Source organism: Anaeromyxobacter terrae (assembly GCF_022690685.1).
In the GTDB taxonomy this organism is placed as follows: Bacteria; Myxococcota; Myxococcia; order Myxococcales; family Anaeromyxobacteraceae; genus Anaeromyxobacter; species Anaeromyxobacter terrae.
The window spans coordinates 14854-37254 of record NZ_JALCYY010000012.1; the positions used below are offsets into that span (position 1 = coordinate 14854).

Sequence of the window (22401 nt, forward strand, 5' to 3'; positions counted from 1 at the left end):
TCGGAAGGTCGCGAAGGAGCTCGCGGCGCTCGGGGTGGCGGTGACGGAGCGGGTGCCGCCGGCAGAACCGGACCTGTGGTGGGAGAAGCCGCGGGCCTGAGCCCGCGCCGGAAGCTCTCCTTCCATCGAAGATTCACGCCGAGCGCAGCGCGCCGCCACGGCGCGCGCCGGGCAATCTCGCCGTTCGTGTTGGATGACCGTCACACAGCGTGCTATACGGGATCGCCGCATCGTGAAACGCGGGGGCGTACCGGGGGAGCAGCGACGGCCGCCCTGATCAGCTGAGACCTGCGCGTGGGCACCGGAGCGTGCTCCGGGGCTCGTGTCGCGTCGAAGGGGGTCGACGTGTACGCAGTTCCGAGACCGCACTCGCGGTCGCTTCGCCATGTGCTCATCGCCATCGCGCTCGGCTCGATCGCGCTCTCTGGCTGCTCGAGGGACACCCCCGCGTGCTCGCAGGGCACCCTCGGCTGTGCATGCCTCGCGGACGCGACCTGCGGGAAGGACGCTTCGGGCGCCTGGCTCGCCTGCGACGGCGGCCGGTGCGCGGCAGCGCCGTGCCCGTCCGGAACGCTCGGGTGCTCCTGCTCGGCCGCGGGCACCTGCACGAGCGGCCTCACCTGCTCCGGCGAGCCGGGGCACGCTCGGTGCGAGCTGCCCGGGTGCACGCCGGGCGGGCTCGACTGCGGGTGCAGGATCGACCGGACCTGCGACGCTGGGTACCTCTGTCAGGGCCGGATCTGCGGCGCCGCCTCCTGTGCGGAGGGCTCGGCGGGCTGCGCCTGCCGGCCGAACTACGCCTGCGACGCCGGGCTCACGTGCAAGGCCGACGGGACCTGCGGCTCGCCCGGCTGCGCGCCCGGAGAGCTCGGGTGCGCGTGCCTCCCGGGCGGCGGCTGCGCGAACGCGTCCCTCTTCTGTGGCGGCGACGCCACGTGCCAGCAGACGACGTGCACCCCCGGCACCGAGGGCTGCGCCTGCTTCTCCGACGGGCGGTGCGGGCAGAGCAGCACTGGCCCGACCCTCGCGTGCGCAGGTGGGACGTGCGTGAAGGCGACCTGCCCCGTCGGCGAGCCCGGCTGCCCGTGCCGTGCGGACGGCAGCTGCGACGCCGGGGCCTGCGTGAAGGGCGCTTGCGTCGCCCAGGACACGCTGACCCCGCCCGCGGCGCCTGTCTGCTACAGCCCGTGCCAGAGCGGGCTGGCGCTGTCCGACGGGACGTACGTCCCCTGCCCCGCGGACGGCCTCATGGCGCGCTGCCTCGACGGCAAGGTCTGCACGGAGGGTTCCTGCACCGCCCCCGGCGCCCCCGCCCCAGCGTGCGCCACGGAGCTCGACTGCCCCGACTTCCAGACCTGCATCGCCGGGAAGTGCTACGCGACGTGCTCGACGAACGCCGACTGCTCCGGCGGTCGCTCGTGCTACCGGCACGTGTGCCGAGCGCCCTGCACCGCCGCGAGCGACACCTGCCCGACGGGCACGGCCTGCGTCACCACGGACGGCGACACCGGCTTCTGCCTCCCGATCCGCCGCAGCGACGGCCAGCCGCAGCTCGCAGTGGCCGGGACGTTCACGCTGTCCGCGGAGAGCGTCGCGCTCTCGAGCTCGCGCCTCTCCGGCACGCTCGTGCTCCGGAACGACGCGCCGGTCGGCCTCGAGTTCACGGTGCGCAAGCTCGAGCACACGGAGTTCCCGCCCGAGGGGCCCGTCCGCGTGACCGCGAGCCCCCTCCCCTGGCTCGCGATGGGCGCCGGCACGCCGACGGTCGTCGACCAGGTCACCGTGTTCGTCGAGGGCAACGGGGGCACGGCCGAGCTCAAGCTGGCGATCGCGTCGGAACCGGGGCTCGGTCGGTGGGAGGGCCGCGTCGAGATCGCGAACGCGAAGCTCGGCCGGCGGGTCGTCTCGCTGAGCTACGTCACGCGCCCGGAGGGCCGCTGGGCGGGCAAGATGCACACGTTCGCCAACTTCGGCGTGGCAGGGCTCGACGCGTGGATGGCGGACCGGACCAGCACCTCCGCGCTGAGCCTCGTCGGCAACGGCTTCATCCAGCGGTGGGGCGCGTTCCGGCAGGGCCGCATCACGTTCGACGAGCTCCAGGCGGTCGTCACGGCGACGCTGAACGAGTCCTGGCGCTGGGAGTCGGTGCGGAGCCTCTGTCGCCAGGGCGCGGCGTGCTACCCGTACCACCGCTCGCCGGGCTACGCGACGTACGTCGAGGCGCTCGACTCGGCCCCCATCCCCACCGCCGCCTCCGAGCTCCCGATCGCGCTGAACCTCCGCGCGAGCGACGCCGACCCGCTGCAGCTCGTCGGCAAGATCGTGACCGCCGAGTCGCTCCAGTACGCGGGGGACCCCGCCGTAACGCTCACGTTCGCGGCCGACCCGTCCTCCTGCAAGGGCGACGTCGGCTCGGCCTGCATCGCGCCGCTCGCGTCTCTCGACGCGCAGATCCGCGTCGGGGGCCGCTACGTCACGACGGCCGCGGACACGGGCTGCGCCCGCGCCCAGCCGGGCACCTTCTCGCAGGCGGCGATCCCGTGGCTCGTCCCCGGCTTCGCCGAGGGCTCGACGCTCGACGCCGCCTCGGGCGTTCGCTACCGGTATGAATGCCGCGACCGGCTCCTGCCGTTCGGCACCGGCGCCGAGCCGGTGAACCTGAGCTTCGCCCAGGCGAACCCGATCCCCGACGGCCGCCCGCGCGTCCGCCGGCTCGAGCTCGTCGACGGCGCGCTCATCAACGGCGACACGCTGCTCATCCTGTACCGGGAGCGGTTCGAGGAGTCGTTCCTCGGGCCGAAGGACACGGCCGGCTTCGCCGCGTACGGCTTCATGACGCTCACGCGCAGCCCGGCGGAGCTGGACGCGACGGCGTACCAGGGGCACGCCGCCAGCGACGCGCGGACGCCGCCGGAAGGCGTCCTCGGCACCGCGTGCACGCCCGCGATCGTCGAGAAGGTGCTGGGTCAGGGCGCGGCGGTGCTCGACAACCCGGACGCGCTCGCGACCGGGGTGCTCGACGGGATCGCGCCGGGGCAGGACCCCGTCCCCCTCGACGGCTCGCAGCCGGAGAAGGTCCACTACCTGTGCCACGACACGGGGCTCTTCGACGGCGGCCCGAACGACAAGGCCGGCCTCGACGTGAAGGTCGCCTGCCCAGCCGGGAGCGGCGTCACGTTCTTCACGAACACCCTCGACCGCGGGCAGATCGCGGACCTCCCGTGCCAGCAGGCGGGGTCCTGCCAGGAGACGCTCGACCTCTGGCGGGCGAACGCGACGTTCGGCCTCCGGCTCGACCCCATCTGGCGGTGCGCCCTCGACCCGTCGACCCTGCAGCGCGGCGTCTACTGCGACACGGACCGGCTCGACCTGCGCTCGCAGAAGGAGTTCTACGCCAAGGCCAGCAACGCGGTGTTCGTGCCGCTCCTCACCGCCATCGACGCCGCGTTCCGCTACAAGACGCAGTTCCGCAGCCGCACCGGGGCGACCGTCGGCTTCGCCCCGGAGATCTGCGTCCCGGACTCCAACGCGATCCCGTACTGCTACGACCCGCCCGCCATCGAGGAGGCGCGCGCGCGCGTCGATTGTGCCCTGGACCTGTTCTCGAGGGCCGACGTCAGCCTCGGCGCGACGGCGCGCAGCGAGCTCCGGAGCTTCCTCGTCACCGCGTTCGGCTACTCCCAGGACCTGACCGGCACGGTGCCGATCACCTACGACGGGTTCGAGCGGCTCGACGCCGAGCTCCTCATCATGCTCGGCGACGAGGCGTACACGCGCGCGTTCGCGTCGCGGTTCGACCTCGCCGGCTCGCGCATGGTCTCGTTCCAGGGGAGCCTGTTCGAGCCGAACGGGATCAACCTGGCGGGCGGCGCCGGGAACGAGATGTACAACCTGTACCAGGCCGCCCAGTACTACCAGACGGCGCTCGATCGCTTCTACGCGCTGAGCGGCTACCTCTGGCAGTCGGTGCAGGCGATGGGCACCGACGCGTCGCGGAACTTCGTGACCAAGGAGACGGTGGTCGCGTACTTCGACAAGCTCATCCGCGCGTCCACGCAGAAGTCGCGCGCGTGGAGCGAGGTCGCGAAGCGGTACCAGAGCTTCAACCGGCCCGATCTCGCCCGCCACGTGGCGGAGCGCGCCTACAGCGCGGCGTACCTCGAGTCGATCGTCCTCTCGCGCATGATGCTGCGGGTCGTCAGCGTCGCGGACCCGGCCGACCGGGACTTCATCCGGAGCCGCGCCGAGCTCGCGGCGCTCGGGTACCGTGCCGCGCTCCTCGACATGCGCGAGGCCTACGCGCGCATCAAGGACGATCCGACCTACTTCGGCTTCGCGCCCGACTTCATCCCGTTCCCCGCGCTCGAGCCGGGCGACGTGAACGCGTTCACGAAGCTCCTCTCCGCCGCGAAGGCCAGCGCGGCCGACGCCGGCAAGAAGGAGGAGGTCGCGCTCTCCTCGACCCGGGCGTTCGACACCGACGCGGCCCAGTTCCAGGCGGAGCTCATCCGGATCCGGAACAACTACGAGTCCCAGCTCGCGGACATCTGCGGGACCTTCCTCGGAGACGACGGCCTCGTCCATCCGGCCACCCGGACCTACGCGCACCTGAACGAGATCGGCCGTCTCATGGGGAATCCCTGCGGTCGCGTGGGCAACGGCAAGCTCCACGCCGCCATGGGCGAGCTCGAGCTCGTCGGGCTCGACATGAAGGGCGTCGCCGCTCAGTACGACCGGGTGCTGGCCGAGATCGAGATCGAGCGGGCGCGCGTCGAGCAGCAGTGCGGCCTCGCCCTGAAGCTCGCCGACTACCGCTGGGCCGCCCAGGGACAGGTCGCGACGCTGGAGGCGGCGGTCCGGGACGCGCAGCGGACCCAGGGCGACCTCGGCCGGTACCTCGCCAAGATCGAGCAGCTCGCGAGCCTCGCGAACTGCAGCGTGGGCACGTCGTCCAGCTGCCCCCAGGCGGCCGCGGCGGCGGCGACCTACGTCGCCACCTACACCGTCCAGACCGCGGCGTTCGCCGCCCTGGACGCGGAGATCTCCTCCGCGCAGGACGAGATCTCCCTCATCAACCGGACCACCACGCGGTGGGAGTCGCAACAGCAGTGCGAGGTGATGCGCACGGACTCGGACGCCGCGGTGAAGAAGCTCCTCCTCGATCTCGCGAGCCTCGATCTCGAGGCGCTCAAGACGCAGTACCGGATGAAGCTCGCGTTCGCGGACGTTCAGCGGCTCACGAACGACGCGACCCGCACGCTCGCCGAGCAGGAGGAGACGGAGCAGCAGACGATCAACGTGGAGGCGGCGCGCAACGACCCGAACGTCCGCATCTACAAGAACGACGCCGTCATCCTCGCCGATCAGACGTTCACCGAGGCCGTCGCCGACGCGTACAAGGCGACGAAGGTCCTCGAGTACTACACGAGCCAGAGCTACGCGCACCTCGTCGACCTGTTCCTCATCCGCATGGTCGCGCACGGGGACTACAACCTCGAGACCTACCTCTCCGAGCTCGAGAACGCCTACCGCGAGTTCCAGCAGCAGTACGGGAACCCCGACACGCGCGTCGAGATCGTGTCGCTCCGCGACGACGTGCTCGCGATCCCGCGGCTCGACGGCGGGGGCCGGTCGCTCTCGCAGGCGTCGCGCATCGCGCTCTTCCGCGCGGAGCTCGGCGACTCCGCCCACCTCGACGACCGCGGCTACCTCACGCTGCCGTTCTCGACGAGCCTCGCGCGCCTCTCGCCCCTCACGCGCAACCACAAGATCCTGGCGGTCGAGGCGGAGATCATCGGCTCCGACGTCGGCGACACCGTCGGGCGCGTCTACGTCCGGCAGCGCGGGACGGGCACCGTCCAGTCGGTCACCGGCGAGAAGCGCTACTACCGCCTCCCCGAGCGGACCGCCGTCCTGAACCCGCTCTTCAACGGCGTGCGCGTGTTCGGCCCGGAGGTCTACCGGAGCGACCGCATGCGCGATCGACCCTTCGTGAACACGCACTGGGAGCTCATCCTGAACCAGAAGGACGAGCTCGCGAACCAGGACATCGACCTCCAGTCGCTCACCGACATCCGGCTGTATGTCTACTACACCGACTTCACGCAGCTCTGATCGGAGAGGCGGCATGCGCTGGACCACCCGGACCGCGCTCCTCACGCTCGCGCTGGCGGTCGCGTCGGGCTGCCAGTGTGGGTCGCCACCGGCGAGCTGCGCCGCGGGCACCGGCGGCTGCACGTGCCGCGTCGACGGGAGCTGCGACGCCGGGCTCACGTGCGGCGCCGGCAACGCGTGCGCCGCGTGCGCGCCCGGCCTGGCCGGCTGTGCTTGCCTCGCGAACGGCAGCTGCGACGCCGGGCTCGCCTGCCGCGGATCGACCTGCGCGACCTGCGTCGCCGGCGCGGAGAGCTGCGCGTGCACCTCGACGTCGACCTGCGACGCGGCGCTCTCGTGCCGGAACGGCGTCTGTGTCGCGGACGCCTGCCCCGACGGGACCCTCGCCTGCGCGTGCCGCGCGGACGGCAGCTGCGACGCGTCGCTCACGTGCGCGAGCGGGACGTGCCGGACCTGCACGGCCGACGTCGCCGGCTGCCCGTGCGACAACGGCCTCTGCCAGGGCCTCGTCTGCGAGGGCACGACCGGCGCGTGCCGCGCCGCGAAGGGCTGCGACGCCTGTGCGCTCTACCAGCAGTGCACGCCCGGGACGGTGATCGCCGACGCGACCTGCCTTCCGTCCTGCGACGTCGGCTTCGTCTGGAACTCGGTCGCCGCGCGCTGCGACCCCGATCCCAACGCGACGTGCGCGGCGAGCGAGCCCGGCAGCATCCTGGGCGCCTGCGTGGGCGCCTACCGCGCCTGCGTCGAGGACGGGACCTCGGCCCACTGCGGCGGCTGCCTCGAAGGCTACCTCGAGGAGAGCCGCACGTGCCGCCCGGTCAAGACGTGCGACAGCGCGGGCTGCACCGCGAACCACCTGTCCTGCACGCCGCCCGGCCCGCACGCTGACGCGGTCTGCGGCGGCTGCGCTCCCGGCTACGCCCAGAGCGGCGCCGCGTGCGTCGCCCTCACGTGCGCCGAGATCCAGGCCGGCTGCGACGCGAAGAACGAGGTCTGCGACGAGCCGCCGGGCGGCGGCGCCGTGTGCGGCGCATGCAAGGCCGGGCTCGTGCGCGACGTGACGACCGGGGCCTGCCGCCCCCCTTACTCCTGCGCGACGCTCCCGCCCTGCCCCGCGGACCAGACGTGCACTCCAGGCACCGCGACGAGCGACGCGTACTGCCGGGACGCGATCTGCCCCACGTGCCAGGGCCCGGGCGAGGACGGCGTCTCGCCGACTCCGACGACCGACGGGCGGTGCATCTGCAAGACGCTGCCGGGCTGGTTCTACGCGGTCGGCGGCATCGCGGGGGCGCTGCCGTGCGACGCCGACCAGGACGGCTGGGTCCGGGCGGAGGCGCGCTACTACCTCGAGAGCAACGACCCCGCCCTCAAGGACAACGCGCGGTGCGACCTGCGCAGGATCGATCGCTTCTGGCTGCAAGACGACCGCGGGAGCCCGCCGAAGCTCATCACGCTCACGTCCGCGATCCCGCTCTACGAGAGCACGCGGAACGACGACCCTGCACGGCTCGAGCAGGTGTCGGGCACGGCGGAGGTGCCCATCTACGGCGCGGGCGGCCGCGCGCTCCGCGCCGCCGAGCTGAACGGCTTCACGAAGGCCTGCGTCGGCGAGAAGGCCGATCACAACGACAACAAGCTGAACGACGTGTCGGAGTGGGGCCGGCCTCCCTACGACCAGGCGCCGGTGGCAGCGTCGTCGGATCTCCCGAGCGAGCTCGTCGCGGTGTACACACGGTTCAGCTACTTCATCGAGCTGCACCGCGGGTGGTACGAGGCCGGCGCGGTGGGCGGCCCGGGCTCCTACCACATCGCCGAGAAGCGCCGCGGCGTCGGCGGAGGCTTTCCGCTGCGCTACGGCCTCGAGGCCAGCGGGGTGCGCACGAGCGACTTCTGGCAGGACTGCCCGCGCTCGCGCGACGCCTGGTTCTCGCCGACCGCGCCGGCGATCGGGATGGACTTCGCGTCGGTGAGCGCGCCGAACCGCACGTGGAAGGGCATGACCCACCACAGCCAGTTCAAGTGCGTCCAGGTCGTGGACGACACGACCTACGCGACGAAGGCGGCCGCGCTGAACCGGCACCTCCAGACCGTCGAGACGCTCGGCGCGCCCGGGACCGCCCACGCGCCGAGCGAATACCTGCGGGCCACCGTGAACGAGTGCGAGCTGACCGCGGATCCGAGCGTCCCCATCGCGAGCGGGCCGAACCCGCGCGATCCGGTGATGACCTGCAAGCCGGTGCTCCCGAGCCCGGAGCACGTCGGCAAGGTCGTCTGGGCCGCCGTGCAGCTCGCCGAGAGCTCGCAGTACTTCCGCGGCTGCATCGTGCAGTGCAACGGCTTCCCCTACCTGTGCCCGGGCTCGGATCCGCTGAACCCCTCGGCGCAGGGCTGCTACCACGTGTGCGGCGACCTCGCGGCGAGCGAGGCGAAGGACCTCGTGGACGGGGCCGGCGCGTACCGGCTCCGCGGCGAGGTGCCGGTGATCCCGGTCACCGACACGCCGCTCGCCGACAGCGCGAGCGGCTACCGCCTCGTCCCCCGCTGACGCTCCCTTCCGCGCCTCGCAGGAGAACCCGACATGGCAGACCCCACGAACGCCTACCTGTCCATCGAAGAGGTCGCCCGCAGCTACAACCTCCCGCCGGAGGCCGTGGCGGCGCTGGTCTCCGACGGGACGCTCCCGTCGGTGAGGTTCGGCGACGAGGTCCGGATCCGCGCCGCGCTCGTCGACCGCCACGTGCGGCGCGGCGAGCTCGCGAGCGGGCTGCGGCGCTGGCCGGTGCGCGCCGCGCTCGGCGCGGGGGCCGCGGCGCTCGTCCTCGCCGGCGTCGTCGCGATCGCGGCGAACCCGGCGGGCCCGGGCGAGCGGGTGCCGCGCCAGATCCCCTACCGCGGCTACCTCGAGCAGAACGGAGCTCCCGTCACCGACGCCGCGGTCCCGATGACGTTCGAGCTCTTCACGAACGACGCCGGTCTGGACAACGGCGCGCTGGCGGTCTGGTCCGAGACGCGGAGCGTCTCCGTCATGGACGGGAACTTCACGGTCGCGCTCGGCGATGACTTCCCGATCCGGCCCGAGCTCTTCGCCCAGCCCTCGCTGTACTTGCAGGTGTCGGTGAACGGGCAGCCGCTCGCGGGCCGTCAGCGGCTCCTCTCCGTCCCCTACGCACAGTACGCTGCGGCGACGAGCGCCATCCCGACGGGCAGCATCGTCGCGTTCGGCGGGCCCGACGACAAGGTCCCCGCGGGCTGGCTGCCGTGCCGCGGGCAGCACCTCGACGCCGCCCAGTATCCAGCGCTCTTCGGGGCGATCGGCTACACGTACGGTGGATCGGGGAATACGTTCGACCTGCCGGACCTCGGCGGCCGCTTCCTGCGTGGCCTCCGCGCAGACAACGCCGGGGACCTCCTCGGGCGCGACCCAGGCGCGTTCCAGGACTGGACGACCGGCCTTCCGCGCAACGCCCTCAAGGCGGACGCGGTGAACCTCAACCACTCGCACCGGTACAACGACTGGTACTTCGCCGAGGCGTGGTGCCCGTCCTACCCGCCCAACGGCGATCGCACGGGATCTCACTCGAGCGACACCGACAACAATCGGTGCGAGGAGACGCGCGACACCCAGCCCGCCTCCATCAACCTCTTCCACGAGCACACCGTCTCGGGCGGCGACGGCGAGACGCGACCGGCGAACGTCGCGGTGAACTGGATCATCAAGGTCGTCGAGTAGGCGGAGACCCCGGCGATGCGGGAGCGCGCGAGGGACCACGCATCGATGCCCGCCGCCGCCCGTCCTGGGCGGCGCGTCGCGCTCCTCGTCGCCGTGACCGCGCTCGCGGCGGGCACGGCGTGCGACGGGGGCGGCCGGGACACGACGCCGCCCGGCGCGCCCGTCTTCACGACGTCGTTTCCGGACGCCGCCTCGGCCGACGACCGTCCCGTGCTCGCTGGGACCGCGGAGCCGCGGGCGACGGTGCGGATCTACACCTCGCCGGACTGCTCGGGAGCGCCCTCGGCGTCAGCGGGCGCGGACGCGGCGGGCGTCTTCTCGACCCCGGTCACCGTCCCGCACGACATGGCCACCGTCTTCTCCGCGACCGCCGTCGACGCCGCCGGCAACGTCTCCCGGTGCGCCTCGGGCCCGCGGTACCTCCACGACGGCCAGCCTCCGCCCCCCACGCTCACCGTGAGCCCGAACGGCCCGGCGAACGACAACTGGCCGGTCGTCTCCGGCGCGGCGGAGCGCGGCGCGACGGTCGAGGTGTACGCCGATCCGCTCTGCAGCGGTCCGCCGCTCGCGTCGGAGCCCATCCCCGTCGGGACGTTCCGGGCCAGCGTCCACGTGGCGGACGACTCCACCACGACGTTCCACGGCGTGGTGACCGACCCGACCGGCCACCGCTCCGAGTGCGGCCCCGGCATCACCTACGTCGAGGACAGCCTCGGCCCCGCGGCCCCGGAGCTCTCGCTCGCCCCCGCGTCGCCGTCCACGGTCGCCACCCTCACCGCGAGCGGCTCGACCGAGCCCGGCGCGTCGGTCACCGTCCACGCCTCGGCAGACTGCACCGGCGCGGCCGCTGCGGAGGTGACCGCCGACGCGAGCGGCGCGTTCTCGGCGCAGGTGAACGCGGCCCAGGACGCGACCACGTGGTTCAGCGCCCGGGCGCGGGATCGCGCCGGGAACCTCTCCGCGTGCTCGAGCGGGAGGTCCTTCGTCCACGACGGGACGCCGCCTTCGTTCGCCGGGATCTCCGCCGCGATCGCCACCGGGCCCGGCACCGTGCGCCTCACGTGGCCGGCCGCGTCGGACGCGACCACGGCGCCGGCGGACATCACCTACGAGATCTGCCGGACGGACGCGTGGCATGGGTGCGACGCGTTCGTCGCGAGCGACACGGTCACCGGCGCGACGTCGTTCGACGTCACCGGCCTCACGCCGGACGCGCGCTCCTTCTTCGCCGTCCGCGCGCGGGACGCGCTCGGGCACCGCGACGCCAACCTGCGCCAGGCGATGGCCCGGCTGCCGGGCCCGGCGGGGCAGCGCAGCGTGACCGTCGGCCAGGAGTTCACGTGCGTGCTCGGCGACGGCGGCACGGTGCAATGCGCCGGGGTGAACACGTCGGGGCAGCTCGGCGACGGGACGACGTCGTCGCGCCCGACCTTCGCTCCCGTCGCGGGCGTCGCGGGCGCGATCTCCCTCGACGCGGGCTTCGAGCACGCGTGCGCCGTCCTCGTCGACGGGACCGTCCGCTGCTGGGGGCGCAACGCGGAGGGCCAGCTCGGGGTCGGAGATCGTCTCGCCCGCACGTCCCCCGCGGTGGTGCCCGGGCTGCACGGCGCGGTGGCCGTCACCTCGGGCGCGAGGCACACGTGCGCGCTGCTCTCGAGCGGAGCCGTCCGCTGCTGGGGTGACAACGGCTACGGACAGCTCGGCGACGGCTCGACCTCGACGGCGGCCTCCCCGGTGGCGGTCTCCGGCCTGGACACCGTCGTCTCGCTCTCGGCAGGCGGCATGCACACGTGCGCGGTCCGGGCAGCCGGGACGGCCGTGTGCTGGGGCAGCGACGACTACGGGCAGATCGGCGACGGCGCGATGGCGTACGGCATTCGCCGCCTGACCCCTGCGGCGGTCATCGGGTCGGGGTTCGTGAGCGTCTCCGCGGGCGGCGCGTTCACCTGCGCGGCACGCGAGGATGGCTCGGTGCGGTGCTGGGGCTTGAACGGCTCCGGGCAGCTCGGAGACGGGACGACGACGTCGAGCCCCAGCCCCGTCACGCCGGAGGTCCGCGGCGTCGTCGCCATCGCCTGCGGATCCGGGCACACCTGCGCGCTGCGCGGCAACGGTGAGGCGTGGTGCTGGGGCGACGACTCGTACCAGCAGCTCGGTGCGCTCTCCTCGACCACGTCGCCGGTGCCCGTCCTCCTGACCTCGCCCGCGCCTTCGATCGCCCTCGCCGCAGGGTTCACGCACACGTGCGCCGTGGGTGCCGACGGTGTGGCCCGGTGCCTGGGACGGAACACGGTCGGCCAGCTCGGCGACGGCACGACGACGCTTCGCTCCAGCCCCTCCCCCGCGGCGATCGCGAGCGCGAACGCCGCGCGGCAGCTCTCGGTCGCCGGCGACTCGGCCTGCGCGACGCTCACGGCCGGCCAGATCGTCTGCTTCGGAGCGAACGATCGAGGGCAGGCGGGATCGGCCTCCTCCGAGGGAGTGCCCTTGCCGGTGGAGGTCCCCGGGCTCGCCGCTCGCGCCGTCGCGGTCGGAGGGGCGACGAGCTGCGCCGTGAGGCCGGACGGCGACGTCGCCTGCTGGGGCGACAACGCGCACGGGCAGCTCGGGCCGAGCGTCACGTCGTCGTCGAACAGCGCCCCCGCGGTCATCGGCATCTCCGGCGGGGTCGCCGCCGTCGCCGTCGGGACGGGGCACGTCTGCGCGCTCGCCGGCGGGCTCGTGTCCTGCTGGGGCGACAACGCCTCGGGTCAGCTCGGCGACGGCTCGTTCGTGTCGCGCTCCACCCCGGCGCTCGTCCAGAACCTCGCGAGCGTCCGGCGGATCGCGCTCGGAGCTGCCTTCTCCTGCGCGCTGCGCAGCGACGGGGTGGTGCTGTGCTGGGGCAGGGGCGCGGAGCACCAGCTCGGCCGCTATTCCCCGACGGGCGAGAGCACCCCCGTCCAGTCCTACGCGGGCGTCGTCCCCGCGATCGATCTGGCCGCGAGCGCGGAGAACGCGTGCGCGATCACCGCGGGCGGCGGGGTCTCGTGCTGGGGCTCGAACACCCGCGGCCAGCTCGGGAACGGGACCACGACGCCGTTCAGCCTGGCCGTGAGCGTCACGGGCGTCGACGACGCGATCGACGTCTCCGTCGGCGGGGCCCACGCGTGCGTGGTGCGCGCCGGCGGCACCGTCGCGTGCTGGGGCGCAGGCACGGAGGGGCAGCTCGGCGACGGCGCGCTCCAGGACAGCCCCTTGCACGTGGCCGTCTCGGGCGTCACGACCGCCGTGTCCGTCCACGCGGGCGCGCGCCACACCTGCGCGCTCCTCGCGGACGGCTCGGGCGTGTGCTGGGGCGACGACGCGTCCGGCCAGCTCGGCAGCGGCCTCACGGGCATCGGCCGCGCGACCCCCGCACCCATCGAGGCGTTCCCCTGATCCGCCGACGGCCGCCGCGCCACGCGGTGGCCACGTCCGGCCCTAGAGGCGTTCATGCCGCTCCCGCACGCCGTCCGCCTCGCGCTCGCGCTCGCCGCGCTCGCGCTCGCGACCCAGGCACCCGCCGCCGACAAGTCGTCGGCGCGGCCGAACGTCATCGCCGTCCCGTCCGGCCCCGGCTCGATCTCGGGGCTCGGCGAGTCGTTCGAGCCAAACCTGAACACCGGGTCCGTGCGCGAGTCCGTGGCGATCGACCTGCCTCCTGGGACGGCCGGCCTCACCCCGACGCTCGGCCTCGCCTATGACAGCGGCCAGGGCAACGGGCCGCTCGGCCTCGGCTGGTCGCTCGGCCTCTCCACGATCCAGGTCCAGACGGAGAAGGGGCTCCCCCGCTACGACGGCTCGGACCGCTTCCTCCTCGACGGCGCGGAACTGGTCGAGGTCTCGACGGGCGTCTACCGTCAGAAGAACGAGGGCCGCTTCGCGCGGGCGCGGCGCGTCGGCGAGCACTGGGAGGTCGACGCACCGGACGGCAAGACCCTCCGCTACGGCCTCACCGCCGACGCGCGCGTCGAGGACTCGGGGCGAATCTTCAGCTGGGCGCTCGAGGAGGTCGTCGATCTCTTCGGCAACCGCATCGCCTACTCGTACGCGAAGGACCACGGGCAGCCGTACCTCATCGGGATCGACTACAACCTCCGCGCCGGTGCGGCCGACCACCGGATCGTCCTCGACTACGAGCCCCGCCCCGACCCGCTCACCGACGGGCGCGCGCGCTTCGAGATCGCGACCGCGCAGCGGCTCCGGCGGATCTCGGCGTTCTCCGGCGGCGCGCTCGTCCGCCGCTGGATCTTCGCCTACGACGTCGCGAACGGGATCTCGCTGCTCTCGTCCGTCTCGGTGATCGGGGCCGACGATCGGAGCGCGCTCCCGCCGCTCAGGTTCTGGTACTCGACCCTCGCCACGCAGCCGGCGCCGGTCTCGATGACGGATGTGCCGGACGCCCTGCCCCGCCCTGGCGCGGGCGACGACGAGCTCGTCGACGTCGACGGGGACGGCTTCCCCGACCTCCTCCACGCCGAGTCCGGCGCGCACTGGTACGCCCTGAACGACGGCGGCGCCCGCTTCGGCCCGCGGGTCGACATGCCCTGGAGCCCGTCGGTCGCGCTCTCGACGAGGGGCGTGGAGATCGGTGACTTCAACGGCGACGGCCTGCCGGACCTCCTCGCGCGGCTCGGGCTCACCAACCCCGAGTGGCACACGTTCCCGAGCGCGGGGCGCGGCCGCTGGGAGGGCGACGTCGTGTTCACGACGAGCCCGCCCTTCGGGCTCGACGACCCGAACGTCCGGATGCTCGACTTCGACCACGACAAGCTCGTGGACGCGGTCCAGTCGACGGTCGACGGCTTCCACCTCTGGCGCAACCGCGGCGACGGCAGCTGGGAGGGGCCGTTCACGGCGGCGCTGCCGCCCGACGGCTCCGTCGTCCGCTTCGAGGACGCGAAGCTGAAGCTCGCGGACGTGAACGGCGATCGTCTCCTCGACCTCGTCTACGTGCTCGACGGCTCGGTGACGTACTGGCCGAGCCGCGGATGGGGTGAGTTCGGCCCCGCGGTGTCGATCGCGAACGCGCCGGCACCGGGCCCGCTCGCCGAGGCGGACCTCCTGCTCGCCGACATGACCGGCGACGGGCTCGCGGATCTGCTGTGGGTGGCGCCGGACCACGTCGACGTGTGGCCGCTCCTCCCCGGCGACGCCTTCGGCGAGCGGATCCGGATCCTCGGGACGCCCTACCGCGACCCCGCGGCGACCGCGATCCGGCTCGCGGACATGAACGGGAACGGCTCGGCGGATCTCGTCTGGTCGACGCCATCGGCCCCCGCGGGCGAGAAGCTCGTCTACCTCGACCTCGTCGGCGACGTCCGCCCGAACCTGCTCGTCGCCGTGGAGAACGGGCTCGGCAAGCGGCTCGAGCTCCGCTACGGGTCGAGCGGCGTCGAGTACGGGCGGGCCCGCGCCGCTGGCGAGCCGTGGGGCACCCGCGTGCCGTTCCCGGTGCAGGTGCTCGCCTCGTCGACGCTCCAGGACGGCCTCGGGAACCTCCACGTCACGAGCTACGCGTACCGCGACGGCTGGTACGCGCCGGAGACCCGCGAGTTTCGCGGCTTCGCGCGCGCGATGCGGACCGAGCTCGGCGACGAGAGCGAGGCCACGTCCGTCTCGATCCACGACTTCGACCTCGGCGCCACGCTCGAGGCGCTGAAGGGGCTGCCCCTCGCCATCGAGGCCCGCACCGAGGCGGGGGTCGTGCTCCGCCGCGAGCGGACCGGGTACGAGGCGCCGGTGCTCGTGACCGGCCTCGACGGCACCGAGGTCCGCCACGCCCGCAGGCGCTGGCACGAGGTGGACCACGTCGAGGGCTCTGCCTCGCCGGTGACCACGCGCGAGGAGCTGCAGCACGACGAGTACGGGAACGTCGTCGTCGCGTCGGAGTGGGGCATCGTGCGCGGGACTGATCTCCGCGTCGGGGGCGACGAGCGGATCACGACGACTGAGTACCTGAACGACCCGCAGAGCTGGCTGCTCGGCCGGGCCTACCACAAGACCGTGACCGACGCCGCCGGCACGCGGCTCTCCGAGGCGCGCACCTACTACGACGGCCCGGCGTTCCTCGGGCTCGCGTACGGCGAGCTCGGGCCCCGCGGCCTCCCCACGCGGACCGAGGCCTGGATCGACGGCGATCGCTGGGCGCAGACCGAGCGCGTCGAGCGCGACGACTACGGCAACGTCGTCGCGACGCTCGACGCCGTCGGCACGCGCCGCGAGGTCACGCTCGACGAGGCGACCCACCGCTTCCCGGTGACCGAGCGCGTCCTCCTCGACGGCGGCGGCGCCCTCACCTTCCACGCCGCCTACGACCCGGTCCTCGGCACGCTCACGTCGTACCGCGACGCCGGCGGCGCGGAGACGCGCTTCCTCTGGGACCCGCTCTTCCACCTCACCGCCATCGTCCGCCCCGGCGACAGCGACGCGAAGCCATCGGTGACGTTCGAGTACCGCTACGGCGATCCGGTCTCGCGCGTCGTGACGCGGAGCCGGATCGAGCCCGGCGGGGAGGCCGTGCTCGAGAAGCAGATGCTGTACGACGGGCTCGGCCGCTCGCTCGCGCTCGTCGAGGCGGCGGAGGACGGGAAGACGCTCGTCTCCGGCATGCGTCACCTCGGCCTCCAGGGGCGCGTCGTCCGGGAGTACGAGCCGTTCCTCGCGGACGGCTTCGACCCACCTGCCCCCGCGACGCCGTTCACGAGCCACGCCTACGACGCGCTCGGGCGCCGCGTCGCCTCGGTGCTGCCCGACGGCTCGCGCGCCGAGACGCGCTACGCGCCGTTCGCGGTGGAGTCCTGGGACGCGGAGGACCTCGACCCCGCCTCGCCTCACGCGGCGACGCCGAAGACCGACCGGCTCAGCGCGCTCGGCGTCGTGGAGGTCGAGGAGCGGCTCGGCGCCGAGCGCGTCGTGACCCACTTCCGGCGCGACGCGCTCGGGCGCGTCGTCTCGCTCGTGGACTCCGCGGGGCGCGAGACCACCTACGCGCACGATGGCCTCGGCCGAGTCGTCGCGTCGGTCCACCCGGACGCCGGGAGCACCACGTTCGTCTACGACGCCGCGGGGCGGCTGCTCGAGCGGATCGACGCGCGCGGCGCGCGCGTGGTCACGGCGTACGACGCGATCGGGCGGCCGACGGTCGAGCGGCTCGTCGACGGGGCCGGGCAGGACGAGGAGGTGGTCCGGTACCACTACGACGCACCGTCGCCGCTCTTCCCTGGCGAGGACGCGACGGGCGACCTCGCCTGGGTCGAGGACGCGGGCGGCGAGGAGCACTACCGGCGCGACACGCGCGGGCGGCTCGTCGAGACCGTCCGGAAGGTCGACGGCAAGAGCTACCGGATCGCCACGGCGCTGGACGGGCTCGACCGCGTGAAGGCGGTGACCTACCCGGACGATCGGACGCTCGAGTATCGCTACGGCGCGCGCGGCCTCCTCGAGTCGGTCCCTGGGGTCATCTCACGGATCGACCACGACGCGCGCGGGCGTGCCACCCGGCTCGAGTACGCGAGCGGCACGGTCTCGACGGCGCGGTACGACGAGATGGACCGCGTCGCGGGGCTCGAGACGGTCGCGGGCGGACGCACGGTCCAGTCGGCCTCGTACGGCTACGACCGCGTCGGGAACCTGCTCCAGATCTCGGACGCGCTCCGCGCGAGCGGGACGCTCTCCGCGGGACGCGCCTACGGCTACGACGACCTCTACCGGCTCGTCTCGGGCACGGGCGCGGATCGCACCTGGAGCTACGCGTACCACCCCGACGGTCGGTTCGCCTCGCGCTCCGACCTGGGCGTCTACGCGTACGGCGCAGCGCACCAGGCGACCGACGTCGCCGGCAAGGCCTACCGGTTCGACCAGGCGGGGAACGTCGTCGAGCGCCCGGGCTCGGTGCAGACGTTCGACGCGAAGGGGCGCCTGAAGACCATCACGATGGATGACGGCACCGAGGTCCGTTTCCGCTACGACTACACGGGCGCACGCATCGTGAAGTCCACGGACGGCCCGGGCGGCGCGCACCGGACGGTCTACGTCGACCGGCTCGCGGAGGAGCGTGACGGCGCGCTCGTCGACTACGTGTTCGCGGGCGACCGGCGCGTAGCGAAGCTCGGCGGCCCGCGCCCCGAGCCCGTCGCGGCGGGCACCCTCACCGCGCTGCCGCCCATCCTCGGCCTCGGCGCGGCGCTCTCCGTCCTCGCCGCGCTGGCGCTCTCGCTCGCGCGCACGACCCGCCGCCGCTTCCGCCCCGCCGTCGCCCTGGCGACCGCCTTCGCGTTCCTGTCGGTGACGACCGCCGGCTGCTCGACGCACGGCGACGCATCGGCCGGCCCGGAGGTGCTCGCCGCGGTCTACTACCACGGCGATCACCTGGGCGGCGTCGCGGTCCAGACCGACGAGCAGGGCGCCGTCGTCGCAGAGACCGCCTTCGATCCCTTCGGCGGCGAGCTCGCGTCCTCCACCGAGCCGTACGCCTTCACCGGCAAGGAGCGCGACCCGGAGACCGGCCTCTACGACTTCGGCGCCCGCGTCTATGACCCCGCCCTCGGGCGGTTCCTCTCACCGGACCCGGCCGTCCTCGCCGACCCCGAGCTCGCGGTCGGCGATCCCCAGCTCCTCGACGTCTACGCCTACGCCCGGAACACGCCCACCGGCTACGTGGACCCCGACGGCCGGCTCCCGCACATCCTCGTCGGCGCGCTCATCGGCGCGGCGATCGGCGGCGGCGTCTACCTCGTCAAGGCGGCCGTCACCGGCGAGTTCAGCGGCCGCGGCCTCGGGGCGTCCCTCGCCGGGGGCGCGGTGTCCGGCGCCGTCGCCGCCGCGACGGGCGGCGCGAGCCTGGTCGTGCAGGGGATGAGCGCCGGCGTCGCCGGCGGGCTCACGCAGCGGGCGATCGAGACGCGGAGCCTCTCGAAGACGGTCGACCCCGTGTCCATCGGCACGGACGCCGTGCTCGGCGGGGCGATGGGGCCCGCGGCGAAGCTCGCCGGGAAGGCGATCGGGGCGGTCGCCACGAAGGTGGCGCCGGTCGTCAAGGCCGGGCTCGCCCGCGCGGGACAAGGGCTCAAGGCGGGGGCCCAAGCCGTGGAGCGCCAGGCCCGCGCCGTGGTTGCGCGCGCCAACGTCGCGTTCCGAAGCTTCGCGACCGAAGAAGGGAAGGCCGTATTCTACTCTGGACCCGGGCAGTGGAAGGTGGCCGAGACCTACGCCCGGATGATGGGGAAGCAGACGATCGCGGACACACCGGGCGGTGCGTGGCTCAACGCGTTCCAGAGAAACCCGAGCGAATTGCCCGACTGGGTCTGGAAGGCCGCGTCCAAGAAGTTCGCCGATGGTGCACGCGGGAAGGTGACCTCGCTCGTGGAGGGCGCCAGGCCCGATCGCGTGTACGAGCAGGTGGAACTGCCCGCGCTCTTGAAGAATCCTGCGGTAACCTTGATCCAGGAAGTCGGCAGGAAAGCGAACTGACATGTCACTTCGCGACCGTGTCGCACGCATCCTGAGGCTCCGCCGCGCTCCGGTCGAGGCGCCGTGGGTGAAAGAGGTCGTCACCCGCGACGCGCGCGGCCGCCTCGAAGAGCGCCTACGCGTCTACCGGGCGCACGATGCGATCGACCGGACCGTCGAGCGTTTCGACGGAAGCGGACGGCGCGTAGAGGGCGTGACCTCGTACCGGGACGGCACGACGCTCGTCCGGTCATTCGATGAGCGAGGCGACACCGTTCAGGACGAGTGGCGGCGACGGGACGGGTCGCTCGAGAAGCGCCTCACGATCGCGTACGAGGGGGGCGAGGCGATCGTCACGACCTACGACGGCGAGGGGCGCGAAATTGCGCGGAGCCGCCAGCCGAAGCGCACCGTGTAGGCCCCCAGCGCCCGAAACCGAAGGTCCGCGTAGGCGACCCAGCGCGCCCTAGACCGAGAGTGTCGGGCAGCGCCGGGAACGAAGCGCCAGACCGGAAGCGCCAGACCGAGAGTTCCGCGCCTCATCCGGTTGGACCGCGACTCGACCGCCTCGCGCCTTCGTCCGGGCGAGGACGCCTGACCCGCACCCGCGGAGCGACCCGGCCATGAAGACGACGCAAGCCACTGCGATCCGGAGCTTTTCCAGCTTGCGGCCCAGGTCCAGGAAGGCGTAAATAGACCCATCCGGTCGGAACGGCCTGGCGACGCCGCCCCACCGCAACACCCGGCATGACACGCGCGGCGCGAGCAGGCGACGGAGCCCCTCCGATCGTGGGGCGGAGGGTCCGGGTCACCGGCACCGTCCAGGGCGTCGGCTTCCGCCCGTTCGTGTACCGCCTGGCGCACGAGGCCGGGCTCGCGGGGCGCGTGCGGAACGACGCGTCCGGCGTGACCATCGAGGCGTTCGGACCGGCCGTCGCGCTCGACGAGCTCGAGCGGCGGCTGCGCAGCGACCGGCCGCCGGCGGCGGTCATCGAGACGCTCCGGAGCGAGCCCATCGCGGCCGAGCGCATGGACGGGTTCGAGATCGTCGCGAGCGGGCCCGCTGCCGAGCGGCGCACGGCCATCCCGCCCGACCTCGCCACCTGTCCCGCCTGCGAGCGCGAGGTCTTCGACCCCCGCGACCGCCGCCACGGCTATCCGTTCACGAACTGCACCGACTGCGGCCCGCGCTTCACCGTCGCGCACGGCGCCCCGTACGACCGGCCGGCCACCACCATGGCGGCGTTCGTCATGTGCCCGGCGTGCGCGCGCGAGTACGCGGATCCTCTCGACCGCCGCTTCCACGCGCAGCCGAACGCCTGCCCCGTCTGCGGGCCGCGCGTGCGGGTGGTCGCGCGGGACGGCACGCCGGTCGAGGCCGCCGATCCCGTCGCGCACGTCGGGGCCGCCCTGGCGGGCGGGCAGATCGCGGCCGTGAAGGGCATCGGCGGGTTCCACCTCGCCTGCGACGCGACCTCCAGCGCCGCCGTCGCCACGCTGCGGGCGCGCAAGCGCCGCGAGGAGAAGCCGCTCGCGTTGATGGTCCGCGACCTCGACGCGGCGCGCGCGGTCGCCGACCTCGGCGAAGCGGAGGCGGCGCTGCTCGCCTCGGTCGAGCGGCCCATCGTGCTGTGCCGGCGCCGCCCCGACGCGGCGCTCGCGCCGGAGATCGCGCCGGACAGCCCGCTCGTGGGGCTCCTCCTCCCCTACGCGCCGCTCCATCACCTCCTCCTCGACGCCGCGGGCCGCCCGCTCGTCATGACGAGCGGCAACCTCTCCGAGGAGCCGATCGCGTTCGAGGACGACGAGGCGATCCGGCGGCTCGGGGCGATCGCCGACCTGTTCCTCGTGCACGATCGCCCCATCGCCTCGCGCTGCGACGACTCGGTCGCGCGGACCATCGCCGGCCGGCCCCTCGTGATGCGGCGCTCGCGCGGCTACGTCCCGCGACCGGTGACCGTCCACCGCCGCTTCGAGCGTCCGGTGCTCGCGGTGGGCGCGCAGCTCAAGAACACCTTCTGCCTCGCGCGCGGCGACGAGGCCGTGCTCGGGCCGCACGTCGGCGACCTCGACAACCTCGAGACCTACGCGGCGTTCGAGGCGGCCATCGCGCGGCTCGAGGGGTTCCTCGCGCTCCGCCCCGAGGTCGTCGCCTGCGACCTCCACCCGCTCTACCTCTCGACCCGCTACGCGCGCGAGCGCGCCGCCGCGCTCGGCGTCCCGCTCGTCGAGGTGCAGCACCACCACGCCCACGCGGCCGCGGCGATGGCCGAGCACGGCCTCGACGGTCCGGTGCTCGCACTCGCCTGGGACGGCACCGGCCTAGGCTCCGACGGCACGGCCTGGGGCGGCGAGCTCCTCCTCGCCGAGCGCGGCCGCTTCGAGCGGCTCGCCACCTTCCGGCCGCTCGCCCTCGCCGGCGGCGACCGCGCCATCCGCGAGCCGTGGCGCCTCGCCCTCGCGGCGGTGCTCGACGCCTTCGGAGAGGACGCGCCGCTCGAGGACCTCCCGCTCTTCCGCGCCGTCGCCCCGGGCGAGCTCGCCGTCGTGCGCCGCCTGCTCGCGACCGGCCTCAACTCGCCGCGCGCCCACGGCGTGGGCCGCGCCTTCGACGCCGCCGGAGCGCTCGCGCTCGGCCGCGGCGTCTCCCACTACGAGGGGCAGGTCGCGCTCGCGCTCGACAACGCCGCCGACGCAGGCCCCGGCGCCGCGCCCTACCCGTTCGACGTGGACACGGGCGGCCCGACGGCCGAGCTCGATCTGCGCCCGCTGTGGCGCGCCCTCGTCGCGGACGTCCTCGCCGGCACCGCGCCCGCGGCGATCTCGGCCCGCTTCCACGCCGCGCTCGCCCGCGCGGGCGCCGCGCTCGTCCGGCACGCCAGCCGGACGACCGGGCGGCTGCCCGTGGTGCTCACCGGCGGCTGCTTCCAGAACGCCCGGCTCACCGAGGGCCTCCTCGGCGAGCTTTCGGCGGATTTCGCGGTATACCCACACGGTCAGGTGCCCCCCGGCGACGGCGGGATCGCGCTCGGCCAGGCGCTCGTCGCGGACGGCCGCGCACACCCGTAATCGGAGAGCCC

At 73.7% G+C, this 22401-nt stretch carries 7 protein-coding genes; all 7 read left to right on the forward strand.

The window, feature by feature from the left end; genetic code table 11:
- The first annotated feature begins 387 nt into the window (after window positions 1-387).
- The 7 genes from MNY62_RS07365 to hypF all read left to right on the forward strand — a co-directional run bounded on the left by MNY62_RS07365 (window position 388) and on the right by hypF (window position 22390).
- Window positions 388-6114 (forward strand): hypothetical protein, encoded by a 5727-nt coding sequence (locus MNY62_RS07365; RefSeq protein WP_242343472.1) that lies wholly within the window; start codon window positions 388-390, stop codon window positions 6112-6114.
- A gap of 13 nt (window positions 6115-6127) precedes the next feature.
- Window positions 6128-8665 (forward strand): variable surface family protein, encoded by a 2538-nt coding sequence (locus tag MNY62_RS07370; protein WP_242343473.1) that lies wholly within the window; start codon window positions 6128-6130, stop codon window positions 8663-8665.
- A 33-nt stretch (window positions 8666-8698) separates the two neighbouring features.
- Window positions 8699-9850: a tail fiber protein gene (locus MNY62_RS07375; RefSeq protein ID WP_242343474.1), complete on the forward strand. Its 1152-nt coding sequence runs from the start codon at window positions 8699-8701 to the stop codon at window positions 9848-9850.
- 45 nt (window positions 9851-9895) lie between these two features.
- Entirely contained in the window at window positions 9896-13270 is a 3375-nt protein-coding gene (locus MNY62_RS07380) for an RCC1 domain-containing protein (RefSeq protein WP_242343475.1), read from the forward strand.
- 54 nt (window positions 13271-13324) lie between these two features.
- Window positions 13325-19342, forward strand: coding sequence for a toxin TcdB middle/N-terminal domain-containing protein (locus MNY62_RS07385; protein ID WP_242343476.1), 6018 nt, complete (start codon window positions 13325-13327; stop codon window positions 19340-19342).
- Between the two features lie 67 nt (window positions 19343-19409).
- A complete protein-coding gene (locus tag MNY62_RS07390) occupies window positions 19410-19739 on the forward strand; it encodes a hypothetical protein (RefSeq protein WP_242343477.1) in 330 nt (109 codons plus the stop codon).
- A 371-nt stretch (window positions 19740-20110) separates the two neighbouring features.
- On the forward strand, window positions 20111-22390 hold the full coding sequence (gene hypF / locus MNY62_RS07395) for a carbamoyltransferase HypF (protein ID WP_242343478.1): 2280 nt from the start codon (window positions 20111-20113) through the stop codon (window positions 22388-22390).
- Window positions 22391-22401: the final 11 nt, after the last annotated feature.

Excerpts from the sequence above, each read along its gene's own strand:
- MNY62_RS07370 (WP_242343473.1), top strand. The coding sequence starts at position 6,128 with ATGCGCTGGACCACCCGGACCGCGCTCCTCACGCTCGCGCTGGCGGTC.
- MNY62_RS07375 (WP_242343474.1), top strand. The coding sequence starts at position 8,699 with ATGGCAGACCCCACGAACGCCTACCTGTCCATCGAAGAGGTCGCCCGC.
- MNY62_RS07380 (WP_242343475.1), top strand. The coding sequence starts at position 9,896 with ATGCCCGCCGCCGCCCGTCCTGGGCGGCGCGTCGCGCTCCTCGTCGCC.
- MNY62_RS07385 (WP_242343476.1), top strand. The coding sequence starts at position 13,325 with ATGCCGCTCCCGCACGCCGTCCGCCTCGCGCTCGCGCTCGCCGCGCTC.